The sequence below is a fragment of the Nicoliella spurrieriana genome, from assembly GCF_023380205.1.
Lineage (GTDB): Bacteria > Bacillota > Bacilli > Lactobacillales > Lactobacillaceae > Nicoliella > Nicoliella spurrieriana.
Map to the genome: position 1 here is coordinate 397,828 of NZ_CP093361.1, position 20,650 is coordinate 418,477.

At 39.4% G+C, this 20,650-nt stretch carries 21 protein-coding genes; 9 read left to right on the forward strand and 12 right to left on the reverse strand.

The genetic code is table 11. The features are described from left to right. Positions 1-51: 51 nt before the first annotated feature. Positions 52-705, forward strand: a complete 654-nt coding sequence (locus MOO44_RS03450) for a hypothetical protein (protein ID WP_260117027.1) — start codon at positions 52-54, stop codon at positions 703-705. 26 nt (positions 706-731) lie between these two features. Here MOO44_RS03450 and MOO44_RS03455 read toward each other — a convergent pair whose 3' ends face one another. From MOO44_RS03455 to MOO44_RS03475, 5 genes are all read right to left on the reverse strand, one after another. Continuing rightward, positions 732-1,082: a YisL family protein gene (locus tag MOO44_RS03455; protein WP_260117028.1), complete on the reverse strand. Its 351-nt coding sequence runs from the start codon at positions 1,080-1,082 to the stop codon at positions 732-734. 23 nt (positions 1,083-1,105) lie between these two features. Next, complete coding sequence (locus tag MOO44_RS03460) at positions 1,106-1,306, reverse strand: DUF6440 family protein (protein WP_260117029.1); 201 nt, start codon at positions 1,304-1,306, stop codon at positions 1,106-1,108. An 88-nt stretch (positions 1,307-1,394) separates the two neighbouring features. After that, a complete protein-coding gene (locus MOO44_RS03465) occupies positions 1,395-2,720 on the reverse strand; it encodes a C1 family peptidase (RefSeq protein WP_260117030.1) in 1,326 nt (441 codons plus the stop codon). A 21-nt stretch (positions 2,721-2,741) separates the two neighbouring features. Further along, on the reverse strand, positions 2,742-4,058 hold the full coding sequence (locus MOO44_RS03470) for a C1 family peptidase (protein ID WP_260117031.1): 1,317 nt from the start codon (positions 4,056-4,058) through the stop codon (positions 2,742-2,744). Between the two features lie 141 nt (positions 4,059-4,199). Continuing rightward, the gene (locus tag MOO44_RS03475) at positions 4,200-4,616 is read right to left on the reverse strand and encodes a hypothetical protein (RefSeq protein WP_260117032.1); all 417 of its coding nucleotides are present in this window, start codon (positions 4,614-4,616) and stop codon (positions 4,200-4,202) included. 299 nt (positions 4,617-4,915) lie between these two features. On the opposite strand from MOO44_RS03475, the gene MOO44_RS03480 reads away from it, so the two are divergent. Together MOO44_RS03480 and MOO44_RS03485 are read left to right on the forward strand one after the other, a co-directional pair. Then, a complete protein-coding gene (locus MOO44_RS03480) occupies positions 4,916-5,755 on the forward strand; it encodes a helix-turn-helix domain-containing protein (RefSeq protein WP_260117033.1) in 840 nt (279 codons plus the stop codon). Between the two features lie 19 nt (positions 5,756-5,774). Further along, a complete protein-coding gene (locus MOO44_RS03485; protein ID WP_260117034.1) occupies positions 5,775-6,074 on the forward strand; it encodes a hypothetical protein in 300 nt (99 codons plus the stop codon). Between the two features lie 37 nt (positions 6,075-6,111). Here MOO44_RS03485 and lepB read toward each other — a convergent pair whose 3' ends face one another. From lepB to rpmH, 7 genes are all read right to left on the reverse strand, one after another. Further along, on the reverse strand, positions 6,112-6,756 hold the full coding sequence (gene lepB / locus MOO44_RS03490) for a signal peptidase I (RefSeq protein ID WP_260117035.1): 645 nt from the start codon (positions 6,754-6,756) through the stop codon (positions 6,112-6,114). Positions 6,757-6,927: 171 nt separating this feature from the next. Further along, positions 6,928-8,853, reverse strand: a complete 1,926-nt coding sequence (gene mnmG, locus MOO44_RS03495; RefSeq protein WP_260117036.1) for a tRNA uridine-5-carboxymethylaminomethyl(34) synthesis enzyme MnmG — start codon at positions 8,851-8,853, stop codon at positions 6,928-6,930. Positions 8,854-8,912: 59 nt separating this feature from the next. Further along, a complete protein-coding gene (mnmE, locus tag MOO44_RS03500) occupies positions 8,913-10,310 on the reverse strand; it encodes a tRNA uridine-5-carboxymethylaminomethyl(34) synthesis GTPase MnmE (RefSeq protein ID WP_260117037.1) in 1,398 nt (465 codons plus the stop codon). 178 nt (positions 10,311-10,488) lie between these two features. Continuing rightward, positions 10,489-11,247 carry an RNA-binding cell elongation regulator Jag/EloR gene (gene jag / locus MOO44_RS03505; RefSeq protein ID WP_260117038.1) on the reverse strand — a complete coding sequence of 253 codons (759 nt, stop codon included), beginning with the start codon at positions 11,245-11,247 and terminating at the stop codon, positions 10,489-10,491. Positions 11,248-11,356: 109 nt separating this feature from the next. Then, positions 11,357-12,193 (reverse strand): membrane protein insertase YidC, encoded by an 837-nt coding sequence (gene yidC / locus MOO44_RS03510; RefSeq protein ID WP_260117039.1) that lies wholly within the window; start codon positions 12,191-12,193, stop codon positions 11,357-11,359. Beyond that, the gene (rnpA, locus tag MOO44_RS03515; RefSeq protein ID WP_260117040.1) at positions 12,186-12,554 is read right to left on the reverse strand and encodes a ribonuclease P protein component; all 369 of its coding nucleotides are present in this window, start codon (positions 12,552-12,554) and stop codon (positions 12,186-12,188) included. The genes yidC and rnpA overlap by 8 nt, the downstream gene beginning before the upstream one ends. 67 nt (positions 12,555-12,621) lie before the next feature. Beyond that, complete coding sequence (rpmH, locus tag MOO44_RS03520) at positions 12,622-12,756, reverse strand: 50S ribosomal protein L34 (protein ID WP_260117041.1); 135 nt, start codon at positions 12,754-12,756, stop codon at positions 12,622-12,624. A 485-nt stretch (positions 12,757-13,241) separates the two neighbouring features. Here rpmH and dnaA point away from each other — a divergent pair, with 485 nt between their 5' ends. From dnaA to gyrB, 6 genes are all read left to right on the forward strand, one after another. Further along, positions 13,242-14,597 carry a chromosomal replication initiator protein DnaA gene (dnaA, locus tag MOO44_RS03525; protein WP_260117042.1) on the forward strand — a complete coding sequence of 452 codons (1,356 nt, stop codon included), beginning with the start codon at positions 13,242-13,244 and terminating at the stop codon, positions 14,595-14,597. Between the two features lie 236 nt (positions 14,598-14,833). Continuing rightward, a complete protein-coding gene (gene dnaN, locus MOO44_RS03530; protein ID WP_260117043.1) occupies positions 14,834-15,967 on the forward strand; it encodes a DNA polymerase III subunit beta in 1,134 nt (377 codons plus the stop codon). 35 nt (positions 15,968-16,002) lie between these two features. Continuing rightward, positions 16,003-17,106: a M24 family metallopeptidase gene (locus MOO44_RS03535; RefSeq protein ID WP_260117044.1), complete on the forward strand. Its 1,104-nt coding sequence runs from the start codon at positions 16,003-16,005 to the stop codon at positions 17,104-17,106. Between the two features lie 211 nt (positions 17,107-17,317). Further along, positions 17,318-17,545, forward strand: coding sequence for a S4 domain-containing protein YaaA (gene yaaA, locus MOO44_RS03540; protein WP_260117045.1), 228 nt, complete (start codon positions 17,318-17,320; stop codon positions 17,543-17,545). Beyond that, positions 17,545-18,660, forward strand: coding sequence for a DNA replication/repair protein RecF (gene recF, locus MOO44_RS03545; RefSeq protein ID WP_260117046.1), 1,116 nt, complete (start codon positions 17,545-17,547; stop codon positions 18,658-18,660). Before yaaA ends, recF begins: the two co-directional genes overlap by 1 nt. 28 nt (positions 18,661-18,688) lie before the next feature. After that, positions 18,689-20,632, forward strand: a complete 1,944-nt coding sequence (gene gyrB / locus MOO44_RS03550) for a DNA topoisomerase (ATP-hydrolyzing) subunit B (protein WP_260117047.1) — start codon at positions 18,689-18,691, stop codon at positions 20,630-20,632. The last annotated feature ends 18 nt before the right edge of the window (positions 20,633-20,650 follow it).

Below are 20,650 nucleotides of genomic sequence, written 5' to 3' on the forward strand. Positions count from 1 at the left end.
AATTCGTGATATACTGAATTATAATCATTATGAGACTTGGAGGACAATCGGATGGCTACTAACTTACAATTACGCAGTATGTTAACACTAGAATCACAACCAGGACCTTTTATTTCAATTTTCGAACCACTAGATGATGTTCGGAATCAAGACTTTGTCAAAAATTTGAGCAATCGAGTTAAATCTTCATTTAATAATAAATATCCTGATAAAGATTGGTCACCATACCAAGCGAAATTCGATAAGCTAAAGATTCCAAGAATGTTGGGTTCACGCAATACTAAGGCCTTAGCAATCTACGTCGGCCCCACCATCTTAAAGGTGTTTAAATTAAACCACGAAGTGAACGAGGCAATTATCATGGATGATACCATGAAGATTATTGAATTGATTATCGATACCCAATTCAAACACATTCAACGTTCACATCGACTTTTTAACGCTGCCATTAAAAATATTAAGGTTCATTATCATGAATCAAGCCAAATTGACATGACCACTGATAAACTCGATGACATTGTTAAACTCGCACCTGCTGGAAGAATCGATGCATTAATCATCAACTCCTCCGCATCATTAGAAGCTAAGTACCATATTTTAAATGACCTCGCCATCACCGTCATCGGATTTGGTGGGAATGTATTCCTATTAAATAACGATGAAATGCCTAATAATAAAGGGGTTGTGGTTATTAAACGGGGCTAAAAAAGACACTCATTCGAGTGCCTTTTTTATTTGAAAAACGGTCGTCCACCAGCAAGAATCACTCCTAACAAAAGTACGATGATCAATAAAACCGCTAGTGTCGTGATCCATGTCTTGTTAAGTTGGTGCTTTTTTTGCTTCGCAAACGTCATTTCTAAAAGGCCAATTAAGATAATTGCTGCAACGACCTTAGCCACCGTTAGGATTGGATTTCGATCCCACGCGTGCGGAAATAACACAATCCCGCTAACCAAAAATACTAGGTAGCAAAACCGGTCAATCATGACATAGAATTGATTGCCGCTCCTTAGTGACAATGCCATTACGGTCGAAATGATTAGAATTAAAGCAAAAATAATATGCAGCCAAAGAATCATACCAATTCCCCCACTAAATTAATTTATTCGTCTTTATTCTTTTTCCGTCGTTTGTCAGCCAATAATTTTTCAGCTGTCTTAGCGTTAATTTTAACGGAACCATTTGCATCCAATAATGGAATCAATGAACTACCGTAACCACCATATTCAACCCCGGTCTCACGGTCAACGTACACTGACACACCCGTAAACGATTCTTCTAATAGTTTAAAACGTTTTGCCAATTTATTCGCCCCCAAGTTATCACTACCATTTATTCTAACATAAAAAACACATAGCAACCGGATTGCCGATGCTATGCGTTTAATCTAATTAACTTAATGAATCCCAAGGCGCAAGTTCCACTGGAGCCTGTTCCAAAACGGCTTGTTGATCAGCAGTTAGGTACTTCTTGTTTACGACGACTTCATAGACAAATTCGTCCATCCAACTATCATCCATTGCGAAGTAACCCTTTTTACCGTTATCTGCTCCCCAGCTATTTTCAACCTTCCATCTCGTTGGTTGATCATCAACTAAATCGACACCCGTCAATACCATCGCGTGTGATACTTCAGCTTGATGATACTGCAATCGTTCAGCCTTACTCATTGATAGGTCAATATTATATAACTCAGCCCGATGGTAAAGATTAGCGTCTAAAATTCCATCCTTACGTTGTGATTGTTCCACCACGTCGTTGCCAAACCATACTGTCTTACCCGCCTGCAACTGTTTAATCGCAGCAGTTTTTAAAACTTCCATTGGCAGGTTCACGAATTGGATTTGTTTCCCACCGACCACGTTATTTTGGCTAGGGAGGCTATATAACTGGTTGTAAGGCTTATCAGGTGAATTGGCAAGCACTACGTAATCATCTAAATCATCATCAAAGTACTTATCAAAGAATTGCTTGGGGGTCAATCCTTGGTCTAGATGGTAGTTATCCTTATCATCCCGATATTCAAAATCAAATTTTGCTGGCGGAACCCCGACTGAATAACCCACCATCCGGTAAACTTCACTCAACATCTTTTGGCGCACTTGGGTCAATTCCTCATCACTAACCCCATCATTAACGAGGTTCCGTAGTTGCATCCCATCACGCCGAAGCTTCAAATTCAATACAGAATTTAAATCACGGGTATTCTTAGTAACATTCGTTTCTGGAAAATCAGCCTGCGGCATCACGCCGTACTTTTGAACTAGCGCTGCTGACATGGCCCATTGACCACCATCATTGCCAGGCCCTGATAAGTAAAATGCAACCGTCCGGTCAGTTGTAGGTCGGTTCGCAGTACTAATCATTCGATCATAGAAAATATTAGCCCGTTCGATTTTATCCCAGAAAAAGAGGTAACTTTGGGAAAGTTCAAATTCCTTTACACCGTATTTTGCTGCAAACTGGTGCCTTAGGTTATTAGTAAGTGAAAATAGCCAACAACGCCCGCTTTGCCGTTGGTTCGTCACTCCTCCGGTCTTAACTTCTACCGAGAAAACATGGTTCGTCCGAACCACCGCTTTAGGGTCCCGTGCGGTATTGTTAACCCCGTTTTGTTGAATTGCTCGGGCAATTACATCCGCTTGGGGTTGTTTTTGATAGTCTGCTTCCAGATCGGCAATATCATTAGCGGTTAGTGCATTTTTAGATTCAGTCATTATCATCCCTCCAAGTGTTCATTAATCCCACGGTTCCAGTTCAACAGGGGTCTGAGTCAGCATCTTTTGTTGCTTGGCGGTTAAGTACTCCCGTTTAACAATTACTTCGTACACAAAATTATCCATCCAGTCATCGGACATCGTAAAGTAGCCGTCTTCACCGACTTTAATCCCCCAACTATTTTCAACTTGCCACTTCGTGGGTTTGCCATCAATCACATCCACTCCGGTAAAGGTCATCGCATGTGATTCCTGTGCCTCTTGGTATTCAAAGCGTTGCTTCTTGGTTAAATCAAGATTAACGTCAAATAACCGATCACGACGGTAGAGGTGACTATCCAAGAGCCCGGCCTTCGTAATTGATTGTGCTCCAACGTCATTCCCAAACCAAACTGGTTCGCCATTTTTCAGTTGTGCTAACGTCATTCGTTTTAATTCTGGCATTGGTAGGTTTAGGTAGTGAATATCAGGCCCCCCCACTACGTTGCTTGCAGTGGGTTGATAGTACAACTGGTTGTAGGCACGGTGGGGAAAATTACATACAGGAACGTATTCACTCAAATCCAATCCAAAATACTTATCATAGAATTGCTTGGGAGTTAAATTACGATCAATATGGTAATTATCCTTATCATCCCGATATTCAAAATCAAATGTTTTTGGTGGTACCCCGATGCTCATTGCAACAATCCGATAGACCTCGGTCAACATTTGTTTTCTGGTGGCTTTAACTTCGGTAACGTTTGCATCTGCATTCACTAATTCGCGTAGTTTTGCTCCATCACGACGTAACTTTAGTGATAATAACCGATCAAATTCACCCGTGTTATTAGCAACGGCGGTTCTAGGAAATGCAGCATCTGGCATTATCCCGTACTTTTGCACTAATGCCACTGCCATATCCCATTCGCCACCGTCTTCATCTGGATACGATAAGTAGATTGATACTTCACGGTCATGGGTATCCTGGTCAGCAGTTCTGATAATTTGATCATAATATGCATTCGCCCGTTCAATTTTATCCCAGAAAAATAAGAAGTTTGATGATAATTCAAACCCACTAACGTTATTTTGCTTTACAAATTGATGCCGTAAGATGTTCATTAATGCAAACATCCAACAAAAACCGGCCTGTTTTTGATCAGTAATTTTATCGTTCTTACTGGCCTTTAAGTCAATTGAAAAGGTCGGATTTAAGCGGACCTTGGCTTGATTATCAATGGCTACTTTGTTAATGCCATTTTCTTGGATCGCCCTAGCAATTACGTCTGCCTGTGGTTGACGATCATATTCGGTTTTAAAACGTGCTAAGTCATTAGCACTGACTTCGTTCGTCATTAACCATTCCTCCTTGATTAATAAACCATTAAAAAACAATTTATTTATAATCATACTATCATTTTAGTTAAAGTAAAGCAGCCCAACTAACTATAATAAAAAGAGCCCCCGTAAGAGCTCCGATTAAATCATCAATTTAGCTTATGATTTAGCGATATCATCGTAAGTACTAGTCATCTTTTCAATTACGGCTGGTAAACTAACATCATTTAAATCAACCGTAGTTGTGAGACAGTGGTATGGACGATAGTAGTAAATCTTAAAATTACTTCCATCAATCCGGTGATTAGGTAACTTTTCAAAGTAGTTTTCCACAGTGGATAACTCTGGGTAATCTTTGATATCAAAAACGCCCCAGTCTTCCAATTGGAGTGGGATTAAAACCCGTACTTGGTGGTCATTGTGAACTTGAAATTGAATTTCACAATCGCCATCATTAACAAGTCCAACCATTGCCCAATATGGTGTTTCAGGGATGATTTTTAATTCTGAAATGTTGTATTGACCATCAGCTTTAACTGATTCAACAGCACTTTCAATTGTATCGATCATCTGCATGAAATCATATCCTTTCTCTATATTAATACGTATATAATTATACCATTATAATTAAACTACGATTACTATTATACATTATAATTAAATGCTTTTTTACAATTTTCACGGAACATAATTACTAATATTGTCTTTATTAAATAAAGATTATCAAAAAAAATTATAAAAATGAACGTTTTGTATGTTATTTATTTCATGTTTGTGATACTATATTAATTTGTGAATGATAGATACTTTTTGTTAGTGAATATTTAGAACTGTTTTTTGAGAGAGAATATGTTTTATAATGAGAGGTAATTAATATGTTTTTAGGAAGTAAAATTGCTCAGCAGCGGAAGGCGAAAAACATCACCCAAACCGATCTAGCGAGCGATATTTGTACACAGAATACCATCAGTAAGATTGAAAAGCATAACGTTCCACCAACTACTAAGATTTTGATTAAGCTATGTCAAAGAATTGATTTAACCTTAAATGATGTCTTTTCAGACTTCAGTCGTCCAGATGGTGATTTAAATTCAAAGTTACAAACCATCGAACAATCATTATACAACTATAAGCCTGAAAACGAATCTAAACTAGAGAAGGCGGTTAGTAAGTTAAATCCTGAAAAACTAGAATTAAATGATCAGATTCAAGCACAGTTCATCGTTGCATTTTTGAAGTTCCGTCAAGGTAAATTTGAAGATGCGATTTTTGAATGTGATAAGGTCCTAGCCAGCACCCACAGTGATGATGAGAATGTATATACTACGTTAGCATATACGATCAAGGGTGACTCATACAAAAAAGTGGATAAAATTAATAAGGCTGAATACTACTTCAACATCGCTGATAATTTTATCAATAATTTAAAATTGGATCAGGAAAATGATAATAATTCAATTCAAATTATTTTTGTATGTAACCAACTGGCTAACTACTATGTTCTAACTAAGCAATTTAAAAAAACAATGAAGGTTGCAAGAAAGGGAATCAGTCTAAACGACCGCTTGCACACTACCTATTTTATGGATTCCCTATTTAAGATTGCATATGAAGCAGGTAAAGAACTTAATTTAACCACAGAGCTACTCGAAAAATACCAAAAGTTTGCTAATTTATTCAGTGAATATAATGAATTTGAGAGTGTTAATGATTAAATAAAGGATCGTGATTTAGATGATCAATATTAAACAACACATTCGCATGTACGCTGAAACGGCAGTGGAGAATCACGATTTAGTCTCCACTGAGGACGTTCGATCAATCGCCCAACCCGATCATAAGTCATGGAATGTGGCTGTTAATAATTTTCAAAATAACAATCGCACCGTTCAAATTACCCTATCTCCAGTTGATAACTCATCTGAATACCGGGTATTAGATAGTAATGATAATCCTATTTGGCAAGGTCAATTCACAGAAGCAAACTTTAATTCTATTATTCAAAATGTTCTAATGAAGCTAAATATTATCTAACTAAAAAGCCCTCCCAAGTAATGGGAAGGCTTTTAATTTATTCATATGATAATGAATTAATGTTTTCTTGTTGTTGTTTATTCGTATTATTTCCATTAAATGGTGCTGGCCATTCAAAGACGTGGACGACACCCATAATCTTATCCTTCGGAACAAATCCCCAGTAACGACTATCATTAGAAACACTCCGGTGATCACCTAAGACGAAATATTCACCCTTTGGAACCGTCACGGCCTGCTTATTCTTAGGCCAATTAGCTGCTAACTTATGGATATCCCAATTAGTAATCTTGTAGGCTGGAATTTGAGTTCCCTTTGTCCGTTCATATTTACTAATGAAGGTTTGCTTGATTTGTTTATTATTCACATAGATGGTGCCATCTTTAAATGCTACTTTGTCCCCTGGTAATCCAATTACCCGCTTAACATAGTAATCTGGATTTCCATTTGCTTGTGGGTCTTCACCAGAAGCGTTAAAAACAATTACGCTAAGGTGCTTAATTTTAGCTTGCCGGTAAACCACGATTGACTGATTATTCTTTAAATTTGGCTCCATGGAAGACCCACTGACCCGGACCTTCGTGATCAAGAACGCTTGAACGATCCAAAGAATTACTAAGGTCACAACGACTGGTAAAACGTAGTCGTATATAAACTGAATGAATTTATTTTCCGATTTCACAATAACGTCTCCTGTTCAATTTAAGCAAATTTACTAGTATTATAACATTTTACGCCAAAAGATTCTGATATCAATCATTTTTTTATCAACAAAGTTATCCACAACTTATCCACAGTAACAATATGTACACAAAAGTAATCCACAGGTTCCTTAAAACCTGTGGATTACTTTTTACTTCGTCTTTGCAATCCGTCCCTGTTGGATATAAACACTTAGAATTGCAATATCAGAAGGATTTACCCCACTAATTCTGGATGCTTGGGCAATACTGTGTGGTTGAATCTGTTTTAGTTTTTGATGGGCTTCAGTTGCCAATCCATCAATCGCATCATAATCAATGTTTTCTGGAATTTTCTTAGCTTCCATCTTCTTCAGTTTTTCAACGTTTTCTTCGGCCTTTTTAATGTATCCGGCGTACTTAGTCCGAATTTCAACCTGCTCGATTACCCGCCGGCCCAGTGGCTGGTCAGGGGCTGGGATAAAGCGCTTCAAAACGTTGTAAGTAACGTATGGTCTTCGTAGGAAAACGGACGCTAAGACCCCATCTTGAAGTGGTTTATCACCGTGGTCTTGGATGAATTGGTTCACTTCAGCATTGGGCTTAATCCGAATACTGTTCAGCCGCTTGATTTCGCCTTCCACTGCAGCTTTCTTTGCAAGAAATGCTTGATAACGCTCCTCTGAAATTAACCCCAACTCATATCCCTTTTCGGTTAATCGCATGTCAGCATTATCGTGCCGCAGTAATAAACGATACTCAGCCCGACTAGTAAGGAGTCGGTAGGGTTCGTTCGTCCCCTTGGTAACCAAATCGTCAACCATTACGCCAATGTAGGCTTCATTCCGCTTTAAAATTAGCGGATCCTTCCCCTGAGCTCGTAATGCAGCATTAATGCCCGCATACATCCCCTGTCCAGCAGCTTCTTCATACCCGGAAGTCCCATTGGTTTGTCCCGCAGTATAGAGGTTCTTTATCACCTTAGTCTCAAACGTCGGTTTTAACTGGTATGGATCAACTACGTCATATTCAATTGCGTATCCAGGCCGCATTAGTTCAGCATCACGCATCCCCTCAACGGAGTGCACCATCTTTTGTTGGACTTCTTCTGGCATCGAAGTTGACATTCCATTAACATAGTATTCCTGGGTATCACGACCCTCAGGTTCCAAAAAGACCTGGTGGTGATCCTTATCAGCGAACCGCACAACTTTATCTTCAATTGAAGGACAATACCGTGGTCCAATTCCTTCAACGGTTCCATTGAACATTGGTGCCCGATCCAAGTTTTCACGAATGATCGCATGGGTCTTCTCATTCGTATATGTTAACCAACAAGAAAGTTGATTCTTCACATCTAGATACTGGCTATCAGGGGTTTCATAACTAAAGTGGTTCACATCTTTATCCCCAGGTTGTTCAGTCGTCTTAGTGAAGTCAATCGTATTTCCATCGACCCGTGGTGGGGTCCCGGTCTTAAAGCGCTTCAGCTTGAAACCAAGCGCTTCTAAATTCTTAGAAAGCTCCAGTGCTGGTTGGGTATTATTAGGGCCTGAGGAGTACTGCAGTTCACCGATGATAATTCTACCCCGTGCAGACGTTCCGGTACATAAAACGACCGTTTTGGCGTTATATTTAGCCCCTGTGTTAGTAACAACACCCTTACAAACCCCATCTTCCGTAATCAACGAATCCACAATTCCCTGACGTAACGTCAGGTGGGGTTGATTTTCAATCGTTTGCTTCATTTTCATGTGATAAGCATGCTTATCGGCTTGAGCCCGCAGTGCCCGGACGGCTGGACCCTTCCCGGTATTTAGCATTCGCATTTGAACGTAGGTCTTATCAATATTGCGACCCATTTCACCACCAAGTGCATCCACTTCACGGACCACAATTCCCTTTGCGGGGCCCCCAACAGACGGGTTACATGGCATAAATGCAACCATTTCTAAATTGATCGTCAATAACAGGGTCTGATTCCCCATTCTAGCGGCCGCTAATGCTGCTTCACAGCCGGCATGTCCAGCACCGACCACGATGACATCGTAATCCGGCCCCTGATAAGTCTGCTTAACATGACTTAAAATTTCACTCATAATTTTCCTCCAAAGTTATCCACATGTTGATTATTTGAATTTACATTAGTTATCCACAGTTACTTTCCTAAACAAAATTGGCTGAATAGCTGATCTAGTAATTCATCATTGTAACTATCACCAGTAATTTCACCGAGCAGCTCCCAACACCTAGTCATATCAATTTGCACTAAGTCAACCGGCATCCCGCTATCAATTCCATTAATTACATCGTTCAACGCAGAATCAGCTTGATTCAATAAACTAATGTGTCTAGCGTTAGTCACCATTACGTTCGATTGCGAATTTTGAATGCCCTCTTCAAAAAAGAGCTTTGCAATTCGTTGTTCTAAGGATTGTAAACCATCAGCCTGCATTGCAGAGGTTGAGATAATATTCTGCGCTCCAACTAATTTTCTTACGACATCCAATTCGATCTTAGTCGTAAGGTCGGTCTTATTTAAAATCACAATTCGTTTCGTATCACTAGTGAGCTTCAATAGTTCACGATCTTCAGCAGTCAATGGTTCACTAGAATTTAAAACCAATAGCACTAAATCAGCACTATTAATTGATTTCCGTGAGCGTTCGACCCCAATTTTTTCAACCTGATCATCGGTTTCACGAATTCCAGCAGTATCAATCAACTTAAGAGGCACCCCACTGACGTTAACGTATTCTTCCAACACATCCCGTGTCGTTCCTGGAACGTTAGTAACAATTGCCTTATCTTCATGCAGAAGGTGGTTTAAAATACTGGACTTGCCAACGTTGGGTCGGCCCACAATTGCAGTGGCCAATCCATCCCGTAACACCTTCCCCTGTTTAGCAGTTTTTAACAGTTGCTGAATTCTGGCCCGCACTTCTCTGGCCTTATCTAATAGCAACTTCGTCGTCATCGTCTCTGCATCATCGTATTCGGGATAATCAATATTGACCTCGACGTTCGCCAGTACGTCTAAAATATCCTGTCGTAAGTTTCTGATTAAATGTGAAAGATTCCCATCTAGTTGGTTTAAAGCCGCCTTCATTGACTGGTCGGTCTTAGCCTCGATCAAATCCATCACTGCTTCGGATTGGGAAAGGTCAATCCGTCCATTTAGAAATGCCCGTTCAGTAAACTCTCCCGGGTTCGCCATTCGCGCTCCGTTGCTAAGGACAATTTGTAAAATTCGATTCGTAGCAACGATGCCACCATGGCAATTAATTTCAATTACATCTTCCTTGGTATAGGTATTCGGTGCCCGCATTACAGACACCATCACTTCATCAACGGTTTCATTATTATTAGCAGGATCAATAATGTGCCCATAATTAATGGTATGGCTAGCAACTTGATTTAAATTTTTACCACGGTAAATTGCGGTAATCACCTTCATTGCGTCCTCACCACTAATTCTGACGATTGCAATTCCGCCCTCACCAGGAGGCGTTGAAATTGCTGCAATGGTATCAAATTCAGTTGTTGTTAATGCCATTTGATGACTTCCTTTCTCTTTTTCAATACAAAAAAAGTGCCCACTCCACGCTTAAAATTCCGTGGATAAAGCACTTTCACTACTTCATCTAGCGATATTTATTTTTACACGACAAATAACATTTATATCATAGCGAGATATAAACGGTTTGTCAATTTGGCTGTTTGATAAAAGCTAGTTACTTGGGAACCACCACTACAGCGCGATATGGTTCGCGACCTGCTGAGTAAGTCCTGACGTATTGATGGTGTTCTAGTGTCTTGTGAATTTTTTTACGCTCAAATGAAGGCATTGGATCTAGATAAACTGGTTTGCCTTCAGCTACAACGTCTCGAGCGGTCTTCTCTGCTAATTTTTCCAAAATATCTAATCGTCGTTGCCGATAGTTAGCGGTATCTAATTCAACCGTCACATGATAAATCCCTAACCGGTTTAAGTAAATTTCAGCAAGGGTCTGAAGGGCATTAATGGTCAAACCATGCTTTCCAATTAACAACCCCTCTTCCTTAGTATCAAAATTAATTTTAACGAACTTACTATTTTTAATAATTACTTCTGAAGTGGCATGAATGCTCAATTGGATCACGATCGCATCTAGGTATGCCCTTAACTGTTCGATTGCTTGTTTAGTTTCTTCAGCATTTTTAGGGGTTTCAGATTCATCACCCTTAGAACGACTGAATTCAACACTTGCTGACTTAGCAGCATTGGATGCCTTCGTATTAATATCATCGTCATTACTGGATGATTTTGGTACTTGTTCATTAGGTTCTTGGATGGGTGTTACTTCAACGATTGCATCTCGTTTGCCAAAGCCAAGAAACCCCTTTTTTTCTGTTTGAACAACTTTTATTTTTGCTTGGTTTTTATCGATTGCTAGTGTGTTGAGTGCTTTTTGAATCGCATCTTCAACGGTTTTTCCGGTAAACGTGTTCATGAATATGTTTCCCCCATTAAATTTTGGTTAACATTATAATGATAGCACATCAACAACAAAAAAAGACACCGAATTCAATAGAAACGGTGTCTTTTAATTAAGGTTTAATTTATTTACGACGGCTCTTCTTAGCTTTTTTAATTGCTTTAGCAACCTTACGTTCGTGATCTTTTTGAATCCGCTGCTTTTCATCACGTTCCCGTTGGATTTTCCAAGGGTTTTGAAGAACTAGGGTTTGTACCGCTTGGAAAGCATTGGTAATTACCCAGTAAAGTGAAAGGGCGGATGGAACACTAAGTGCAGTAAAGAAGATAATTAATGGCATCCCAAATGTCATCATCGTGGTCATGCTATTTTTCTCAGGTTGAGACTTCATTGCAAGCCATGAACTGATGAACGTCAATCCTGCTGCTAAAATTGGTAGGATGAAAAATGGATCCTTATCCCCTAATCTTAGCCACAAAAATTGACCGGATTTTAAAATCTCAGTTCGTGAAATTGATTGATACAACGCATAAATAACTGGTAGTTGAACAATTAAAGGCAAACAACCGGCGATTGGATTAACACCAGCTTCAGAATAAAGCTTTTGTTGCTCCTCACGCAATTTTTGCATTGTTTCGGTATCCCGCGACGAATACTTCTTTTGCAATGCCTTTAACTGTGGTTGAATTTCTTGCGTCTTTTTCATGCTGCGGGTCTGGAAAATCATCAATGGTAAAATGATGATTCGGATGATAATCGTAAAAACAATGATCCCAATTCCGTAACTAGACCCAAATAGTTTAGATAACCAAATGATCGCACGTGAGAAGTTTAAAACAATTCCACCATCCCAAAAACCAGTACTGTGGTTGGTGATGGGAGTGGTACTACATGCACTCAAAAGGAACGCTAAACTAAAAACAGAACCTAACGCTAAGTACTTTTTTAGTTTTTTATTCAATTTTTTGGTCCTCACTATAATCAGGATTAAGTAAATTTGCTAGTTTCAAGACGTGAATCAAATTATACTTGATGGTTTTCATTGACTGGCCATCAGCATGTGGACGCGCAATCACTAGGATATCAACATCACTGCGTAATGCTGGCTTCAATTCTAAAAGTGATTGACGAACCCGACGCTTGACCCAATTTCTATGGACGGCGTTCCCAATTTTTTTACCAACAGAAATGCCAACTCTAAAATGAGGTTGGCTCGGCTTATCCATTTGATAAATTACAAACATTCGATTAGCCACTGAGTTATGGTTTTCAAATACCGTCTGGAAGTCAGCTTCCTTTTTAACGCGATATGATTTTCGCATAATCCATCTCCAGGTAACGATTCAAAATATACATAATAATGAAAAAGACCACTGAATGGTCAGTGATCTATACAGACAATGATTTTCTGCCTTTTTTACGACGACGTGCTAACACCTTGCGTCCGTTACTAGTTAACATGCGTTTACGGAAACCGTGTACACGAGCACGATGACGTTTCTTTGGTTGGTAAGTTCTCTTCATTACTAACCCTCCTTAGACTTGTTCTATTTATATTAAGTTTAAATACAATTCCTAAACATAATAACACAATTAATCTCAATTTTAAATAGTTATTTCTAGAAACCACCATTATTTTTTATCCACAAAACTGTGGATAAAAAATGTTACGCAACATTTTTATGAAATCCATTTTACTAGTTATCCACATAGTTATCCACAAGTTATCCACATATCCACAGGCTGTGGATAAAGTTATCCACAGTTGTTGATAACTTTAACTAAATGCTATTATACCAACGTTAAAAGCACATAAGTTATCCACAACGCCTGTTGATAACTCAATTATTAACTCTCAAAATTAGTAGTTATTCACAGGGTGTTGATAACTTTATCCACAAGTTGTGAAACAAGCTTGATTATTTAATGAACCTGTGGAAAACTCCCCCTTTTAATGCTAAAATATTTTTTGTATTTTTTATAAATCATAAGGAAAGGAGGCTCTTAATTTGGATGCTAATTCTTTATGGGATGAAATCAATTCACTCTTAAAAAATGATTTTACAGCAGTTAGTTATCGGACGTGGTTTAGCAACGTTAAGCCCCTTAAGCTTGATCACGATCAATTAACGCTCCAATTACCCTCCGTTTTACACGTTGAATATTGGCAAAAAAACATCTCTAGTAAGGTCATTGAGTATGCCTTTCAACTTACAGGAAAGGACATTACCCCGGTACTAATGACTGAAAACCAAGTCAAAGATGAACAACAAGCGCAAGCAGAGCCACTATTATACCCCACAGAAAGCGACGAAAGCGATCAATTAGATCCTAATTATACTTTCGATAAATTTGTGGTCGGTAAGCAGAATATGTTCGCTCAAGCTGCCGCCCTTTCAGTTGCTGAAGATCCAGGAGTTACCTATAACCCCTTACTGATTTATGGAGGCGTGGGGCTAGGTAAGACTCATTTAATGCAAGCAATCGGAAATTACATGTTGGAACAGGATCCGAGCAAAAACGTCGTATTTATTACTAGCGAGAAATTTACAAATGAATTTGTAAGTGCTGTTAAAGATAGTTCACATGGCGGTACTGAAATGGAACGCTTTAAAGAAAAGTACCGCAATGTCGACTTACTATTGGTTGATGATATTCAATTTTTCTCTAGTAAGGATAAGACTCAAGAGGAGTTTTTTCATACTTTTAATGAGCTTCGTAATGATAAAAAACAAATCGTCATGACCTCAGATCGACTCCCCAATGAAATCTCAAAGCTCCAAGACAGATTGGTTTCTAGATTTAACTGGGGACTATCAGTCAGTATTGAAGAACCAGACGTTGCTACCAGAACGAAAATCCTCCAGAGCAAGGCCAAATATTCCAAAATTTCAATTACTGAAGAAGCGCTGGAATACCTTGCTAAACAGGTTGATTCTAACGTTCGGGAGTTGGAAAGCGCCCTCTCACAAGTAAAGGCGTTTTCTGATTTTAATGGTGGCCCTAGCCGCATTAATATTCCAATGGTTAAAAGTGCCATTTCGAATCATGATTTTGCTTCTAAAGTTGATCATAACGTTGATATTGAGGATATTTTAGAGGGCGTTTCGGCTTATTATAACGTTTCAATTGATGATATTAAGGGGAAAAAACGGTATAAGGAAATCGTAGCACCCAGGCAAGTTGCCATGTACCTTTCTCGCGAACTAACCAAAACGTCTCTGCCTAAAATTGGTGAGGCTTTTGGTGGTAAAGACCACACAACGGTTATCCACGCCTATGATAAAATTAAACGAGCTCTTGATAATAATGATCCACAGATAAAAGACGAAGTGGCTGATCTAAAAATGGAGTTACTTCGTTAGCTTGCACAACTTTAAATCGGGAAATAATGTTATAATTTAAACATGTCTTTCACCTTTTTATAACTAAAGTTATCCACAAGTTATCCACAGAAATCTCGAGTTATCCACAAGTTATCCACAGGCTCAATCGCTTGGGCCCCATGGGCTAAGGTCGAAAATCAAAGGGTTATCCACAGCCCCTAGTACTACTATGTATATAAATACTTATTGTTGTAGAGCAGGAGGAAATTAACAAAATGAAATTTTCAATTAAGCGAGCAGCTTTAATCAAAAGTTTGAACAAGGTATCCAGAGTTATCTCTTCAAAAACAACGATTCCAATTCTTACTGGAGTTAAAATTACTGCTGATGATGAAGGGTTAAGTCTTACTGGAAGTAACAGCGAGGTCTCAATTGAAACCCAAATTAAAAGTGATGATGACAATAACGAATTAGTAATTGCTGAAGGTGGCGCAGTTGTTTTAACGGCCGGATTCTTTATTAACATCGTTAAAAAGCTTCCTGAAGAAAAAATGGAACTATCAGTTGCCAGTGACCTACAAACCACGATTACATCTGGGCAATCAGAATTTACGATTAATGGGTTGAACGCTAGTAACTACCCTCACCTTCCTCAAATTGACACAGACGATTCCATTCCATTTTCTGGTGATATCTTTAAAGAAATTATTAGCCAAACTGTAATTGCAGTATCAAATCAGGAAAGTCGGCCCATCTTAACTGGGATTCATTTTAAAATCAGTGATGGGAAGTTATTAGCAGTCGCAACCGATAGTCACCGTTTAAGCCAAAGAACCATTAATTTCTCTGGAAATAATCGTGAATATAGCTTTATTATTCCTGGAAAGAACCTAAGTGAGCTTTCTAGAATGATTGAAGAGCATCAAGATCTTGAGATGCGAATTGCTGAAAACCAAGTACTATTTATTTTTGGGGACACGTACTTCTACTCAAGACTACTAGAGGGAAACTATCCTGATACTTCCCGTTTGATTCCCGAAGAGTCATCCACCCAAATTCAATTAGAAGCCCCTATGATGCTGGCATCCATTGAACGGGCTTCCCTGCTTTCCCATGAATCAAGAAATAACGTTGTCAAATTAACTATCGACCCAAGTGATGGTAAAATTAAAATTACTGGTGATTCTCCAGATGTTGGAACGGTTGAAGAAGAATTAGAGCCAGATTCAGTCACGGGTGAAGAACTAGAAATTTCATTCAATCCTGATTATGTTAAAGAGGCATTGCATTCATTTGGAAAAACGATGATTGAAATTTCATTTTCATCTGCACTTCGGCCGTTTACTTTAAAGGCTACTGAAGATGGCAACAGCTTTATCCAACTAGTAACGCCAGTACGGACCTTTTAGCAGTTAATTAAAAATTATTTTGTGGGGTGGTTTAAATGTCAAAATTAGAATCAGTTCAAAAATGGACTGCAGAACAGGGTGCTGATTTCACATACATTAGCAATCCTAAGACGATTGAATACCTAACTGGATTCTTTAGTGATCCAGTGGAACGGGTATTAGCGTTAGTTGTATTTGCTGACCAGGAACCATTTATGTTTGCACCAGCGTTAGAGGTGGAAGTAATTAAGGGGACTGGTTTTAACCACCCTGTTTATGGATATTTGGACCATGAGAATCCATGGCAAATGATTGCTGACCAAGTAAAAAAGCGGGTCGCTAATCCGAGACGAGTGGCATTAGATAAATCCTACTTATCCGTTGCAAGGGAAGAGGCACTCCAAACCGTAATGCCAGCTGCCCAATTTGATTTGGATGTCACTTCGTTTATTGATCAGCTGCGGCTATTTAAGTCTGCTGATGAAATTGCAAAGCTAGACGCTGCTGGCCGTGAAGCTGACTTTGCTTTTGAGCAGGGCTTTGCTGCTGTTAAACCAGGCGTGACTGAGATGAGTATTGCTGCCAAATTGGAATATGCATTAAAGATGCGTGGTGTTAGTAACATGAGTTTTGACACGCTAGTCCAAGCCGGTGCCCATGCGGCTAATCCACATGGTGATACCAGTGAAATTAAGGTTCAAAATAATCAGCTAGTGTTATTTGACCTAGGGACGATTCATGATGGTTATATCTCAGATGCCTCTAGAACCGTTGCCGTTGGTAAACCGACTGATAAGGAACTGGATATTTATAACGTCTGTTTAGAAGCCCAGTTAAAGGCAATGGATGCTGCGAAACCCGGAATTACTGCTGAGGAATTAGATGCGGTTGCTAGAGACGTGATTGAAAAAGCTGGTTATGGTAAGTACTTTATCCACAGACTTGGTCATGGGATGGGGATGAGTGAACATGAATTCCCATCAATTATGGAAGGTAATCAGATGGAATTACAACCAGGCATGTGCTTTTCAATCGAACCTGGGATTTACATTCCAAATGTAGCAGGGGTTCGAATTGAGGACTGCGTCCATGTTACTGAAAATGGTGCTGAGCCATTTACACATACTTCAAAGGAATTAACCTACGTTGATAAAGATTGATTTTAACCTAAAGGAGCAGAACTAATTCAATGGTTCTGCTCCTTTTTTTGCCTAATATCCGTCAAAATTTGCGATTTAAGGCGATTTAAGTTTTATTAGACTGATTATATTTAATTAGCATAAAGTGGCTGTAAACGGCTGATAATGTTATTAAAGTGTACTTTTTAACTTTTTAAGGGTATAATAATACTTGTAAAAGAGGGGTGAAAATTTGAAAAAAACTGTTTTTATCTCCACTCCGTATATAACATTAGGTCAAATGTTAAAGGAGGAGACAATCGTTAGTTCTGGTGGACAGGCTAAGTGGTACTTGCGTGAAAATACGGTGCTGCTTAATGATGAACCAGAAAACCGCCGTGGTAAGAAACTATATGATGGTGATAATGTCTCAGTCCCAGATGTTGGGATGTTCTTCATTCGAGCAAAGCAGGATGATTAATGAGAATTTCAAAATTAGAATTGGATCACTTTAGAAACTATGAACACCTAGTTGTTGATTTCGATCGGGGAGTGAATGTGCTACTCGGGGACAACGCCCAGGGCAAGACTAACCTATTGGAATCGATTTATGTCTTAGCATTGACGAAGAGTCATCGGACTAATAATAATTCTGATTTGATCCAATGGAAGCAACCGAATTCCCGTTTAAAGACCCTCGTAGAAAAGAATTCAGGAAACCTGAACTTAGAATTAGACCTTGGTAAGAAGGGGAAACGTGCTAAGGTGAATCATATCGAACAGGCCAAACTATCTGATTATGTTGGTCAATTAAACGTTATTTTATTTGCGCCAGAGGACCTTTCGATCGTGAAGGGGGCTCCCCAGGTTCGCAGACGATTTATGGATATTGAATTTGGTCAAATGAGCAATCAATATCTTTATAATACCGTTCAATATCAGCGGGTGTTAAAGCAGCGTAATAAGTACTTAAAGTTGTTACAGCTTCATAGGGCGACTGATTTAGTTTATCTTGACGTTTTATCCGATCAGTTAGCTGCTTATGGGTCTAAAGTGATTGCCCAGCGGTTAATGCTATTAAAAAAACTTGAGCATTGGTCAGCAGAGATTCATTCGACGATTTCACAAAAACAAGAGCACTTGACCTTTAAGTACATGACTTCTTTAAAGCAAAAGCAACTTGAATCCATCAACGCAATTTACGATGGCTTAAAACGGGTGTTTCATGATGAACGTGACCGTGAAATTAAAATGGGAACCACCATTGCCGGTCCCCATCGTGATGATTTAAAGTTTCAAATTAATCAAAATGATGTTCAAACGTTCGGCTCACAAGGGCAACAAAGAACGACCGCCCTATCTGTGAAATTAGCTGAGATTGATTTAATGAAATCAGAAACTGGTGAATACCCAGTGTTGCTATTGGATGATGTTTTATCAGAATTAGATGATGCCCGGCAAACCCACTTGTTGAAGGCAATTCAAGACAAAGTTCAGACGTTTTTAACAACGACTAGTCTGAGTGGGATTGCTAAGGATTTAATTCATGATCCAAAGGTGTTTCAAGTTACAAATGGGGTTTTAAAAGTTGATTAATGATGTTTGATTAAAGGAGGAGTTTAGGGTGACTGACGAAGAAAAGCGCCGTGAAAAAGAGGCTGAGAAGTATAATGCCAGTCAAATCCAGGTCTTAGAGGGACTGGAAGCCGTTCGTAAGCGACCTGGGATGTACATTGGTTCCACTAGTGTTCAAGGATTGCACCACTTAGTATGGGAAATTGTTGATAACGGAATCGATGAAGCACTCGCTGGATTTGCTGATACCATTCACGTAATTGTTGAAAAGGATAATAGTATTACCGTTACTGATAACGGACGGGGAGTTCCCGTGGACGTGATGACGAAGACTGGGAAACCGGCGCTAGAAACCATCTTTACGATTTTGCACGCTGGTGGAAAGTTCGGCGGTGGCGGATACAAAGTTTCCGGTGGTCTTCATGGAGTGGGAGCATCGGTTGTTAATGCGCTTTCCACTGAATTAGATGTAACCGTTAAACGTGGTGGAAAGGTATACTACATTGACTTTGCACGTGGACATGTGAAAACACCGATGAAACAAATCGGGACGACCTCTGAAGAGGAACATGGGACTAAGGTGCACTTTGTACCGGACCCTGATATCTTTACTGAGACGACTACTTACGACATGGACACACTAACTAACCGGGTCCGTGAACTTGCGTTTTTGAACAAGGGTTTGCGAATTACGGTACGTGATAATCGACCAGAAAAGCCAGTTGAACATGATTTTCACTATGAAGGTGGAATTAGGCACTACGTTGATTACCTAGATGAAAACAAGGACACGTTATTTGAAGAACCAATTTACGTTGAGGGCAAGGAAAATGACATCAACGTTGAAGTGGCACTTCAATATACTGATGATTATCACAGTAATCTATTAACCTTTACTAATAACATCCATACGATTGAAGGGGGAACCCATGAAGAAGGGTTTAAGCGTGCTTTAACACGGGTCATTAATGACTATGCACGTAAGAATAATCTTTTGAAGGGTAAGGATGCTAAGCTGACCGGTTATGATGTGCGTGAAGGGTTAACCGCAGTGATCAGCATTAAGCATCCAGACCCACAATTTGAAGGGCAAACTAAGACGAAGTTAGGGAACTCCGATGCACGGGCCGTGACCGATCATATCTTTAGTGAGCACTTCAACCGCTTTTTGCTAGAACATCCAAGTGTAGCCAGAAAAATTGTTGAAAAGGGTTCGATTGCATCCAAAGCACGGGTTGCTGCTAAACGGGCCCGTGAAGTTACTCGGAAGAAGAGCGGCCTAGAAATTAGTAACCTTCCTGGGAAATTGGCTAATAACACCAGTAATGATCCATCCATTTCAGAGTTATTTATTGTCGAAGGGGATTCTGCCGGCGGTTCAGCTAAACAGGGCCGTTCAAGATTAACGCAGGCAATCTTACCAATTCGGGGCAAGATTCTAAACGTTGAGAAGGCTAGCATGGATCGAATTTTGGCAAATGAAGAAATCCGTTCTTTATTCACAGCGATGGGAACCGGGTTTGGTGAAGACTTTGATATTTCTAAGGTTCACTACCACAAGTTGATTATTATGACCGATGCCGATGTTGATGGTGCTCATATTCAAACGTTGTTATTGACTTTGATTTATAACTACATGCGTCCATTATTGGATGCGGGGTACGTTTATATTGCACAACCACCTTTGTATCGTTTAAGACAGGGAAAACTACAACGGTATATTGATACCGACCAAGAGTTACACAAGCTATTGAGCGAACTACCAGGTTCACCAAAACCACAAATTCAGCGTTACAAGGGGCTTGGTGAAATGGATCCGGAACAACTATGGGAAACAACGATGAACCCAGAGAATCGACACCTCCTACGAGTGGATTCCGATAATGCTGCTGGTGCCGCACAGGTATTTGCAATGCTAATGGGGAATCAAGTTGAGCCACGGCGTAAATTCATTGAAGAAAACGCAAAGTTTGTTGAAAACTTGGATGTTTAATTAAATGTTTCACGTGTA

Coding starts and splice junctions, on each gene's coding strand:
- mnmE (WP_260117037.1), bottom strand. CDS start 10,310: ATGGCATTAACAACAACTGAATTTGATACCATTGCAGCAATTTCAACG.
- MOO44_RS03485 (WP_260117034.1), top strand. CDS start 5,775: ATGATCAATATTAAACAACACATTCGCATGTACGCTGAAACGGCAGTG.
- dnaN (WP_260117043.1), top strand. CDS start 14,834: ATGAAATTTTCAATTAAGCGAGCAGCTTTAATCAAAAGTTTGAACAAG.
- MOO44_RS03480 (WP_260117033.1), top strand. CDS start 4,916: ATGTTTTTAGGAAGTAAAATTGCTCAGCAGCGGAAGGCGAAAAACATC.
- jag (WP_260117038.1), bottom strand. CDS start 11,247: ATGAACACGTTTACCGGAAAAACCGTTGAAGATGCGATTCAAAAAGCA.
- MOO44_RS03535 (WP_260117044.1), top strand. CDS start 16,003: ATGTCAAAATTAGAATCAGTTCAAAAATGGACTGCAGAACAGGGTGCT.
- rnpA (WP_260117040.1), bottom strand. CDS start 12,554: ATGCGAAAATCATATCGCGTTAAAAAGGAAGCTGACTTCCAGACGGTA.
- rpmH (WP_260117041.1), bottom strand. CDS start 12,756: ATGAAGAGAACTTACCAACCAAAGAAACGTCATCGTGCTCGTGTACAC.
- MOO44_RS03465 (WP_260117030.1), bottom strand. CDS start 2,720: ATGACTGAATCTAAAAATGCACTAACCGCTAATGATATTGCCGATCTG.
- MOO44_RS03470 (WP_260117031.1), bottom strand. CDS start 4,058: ATGACGAACGAAGTCAGTGCTAATGACTTAGCACGTTTTAAAACCGAA.
- MOO44_RS03475 (WP_260117032.1), bottom strand. CDS start 4,616: ATGCAGATGATCGATACAATTGAAAGTGCTGTTGAATCAGTTAAAGCT.
- recF (WP_260117046.1), top strand. CDS start 17,545: ATGAGAATTTCAAAATTAGAATTGGATCACTTTAGAAACTATGAACAC.
- MOO44_RS03450 (WP_260117027.1), top strand. CDS start 52: ATGGCTACTAACTTACAATTACGCAGTATGTTAACACTAGAATCACAA.
- MOO44_RS03455 (WP_260117028.1), bottom strand. CDS start 1,082: ATGATTCTTTGGCTGCATATTATTTTTGCTTTAATTCTAATCATTTCG.
- mnmG (WP_260117036.1), bottom strand. CDS start 8,853: ATGAGTGAAATTTTAAGTCATGTTAAGCAGACTTATCAGGGGCCGGAT.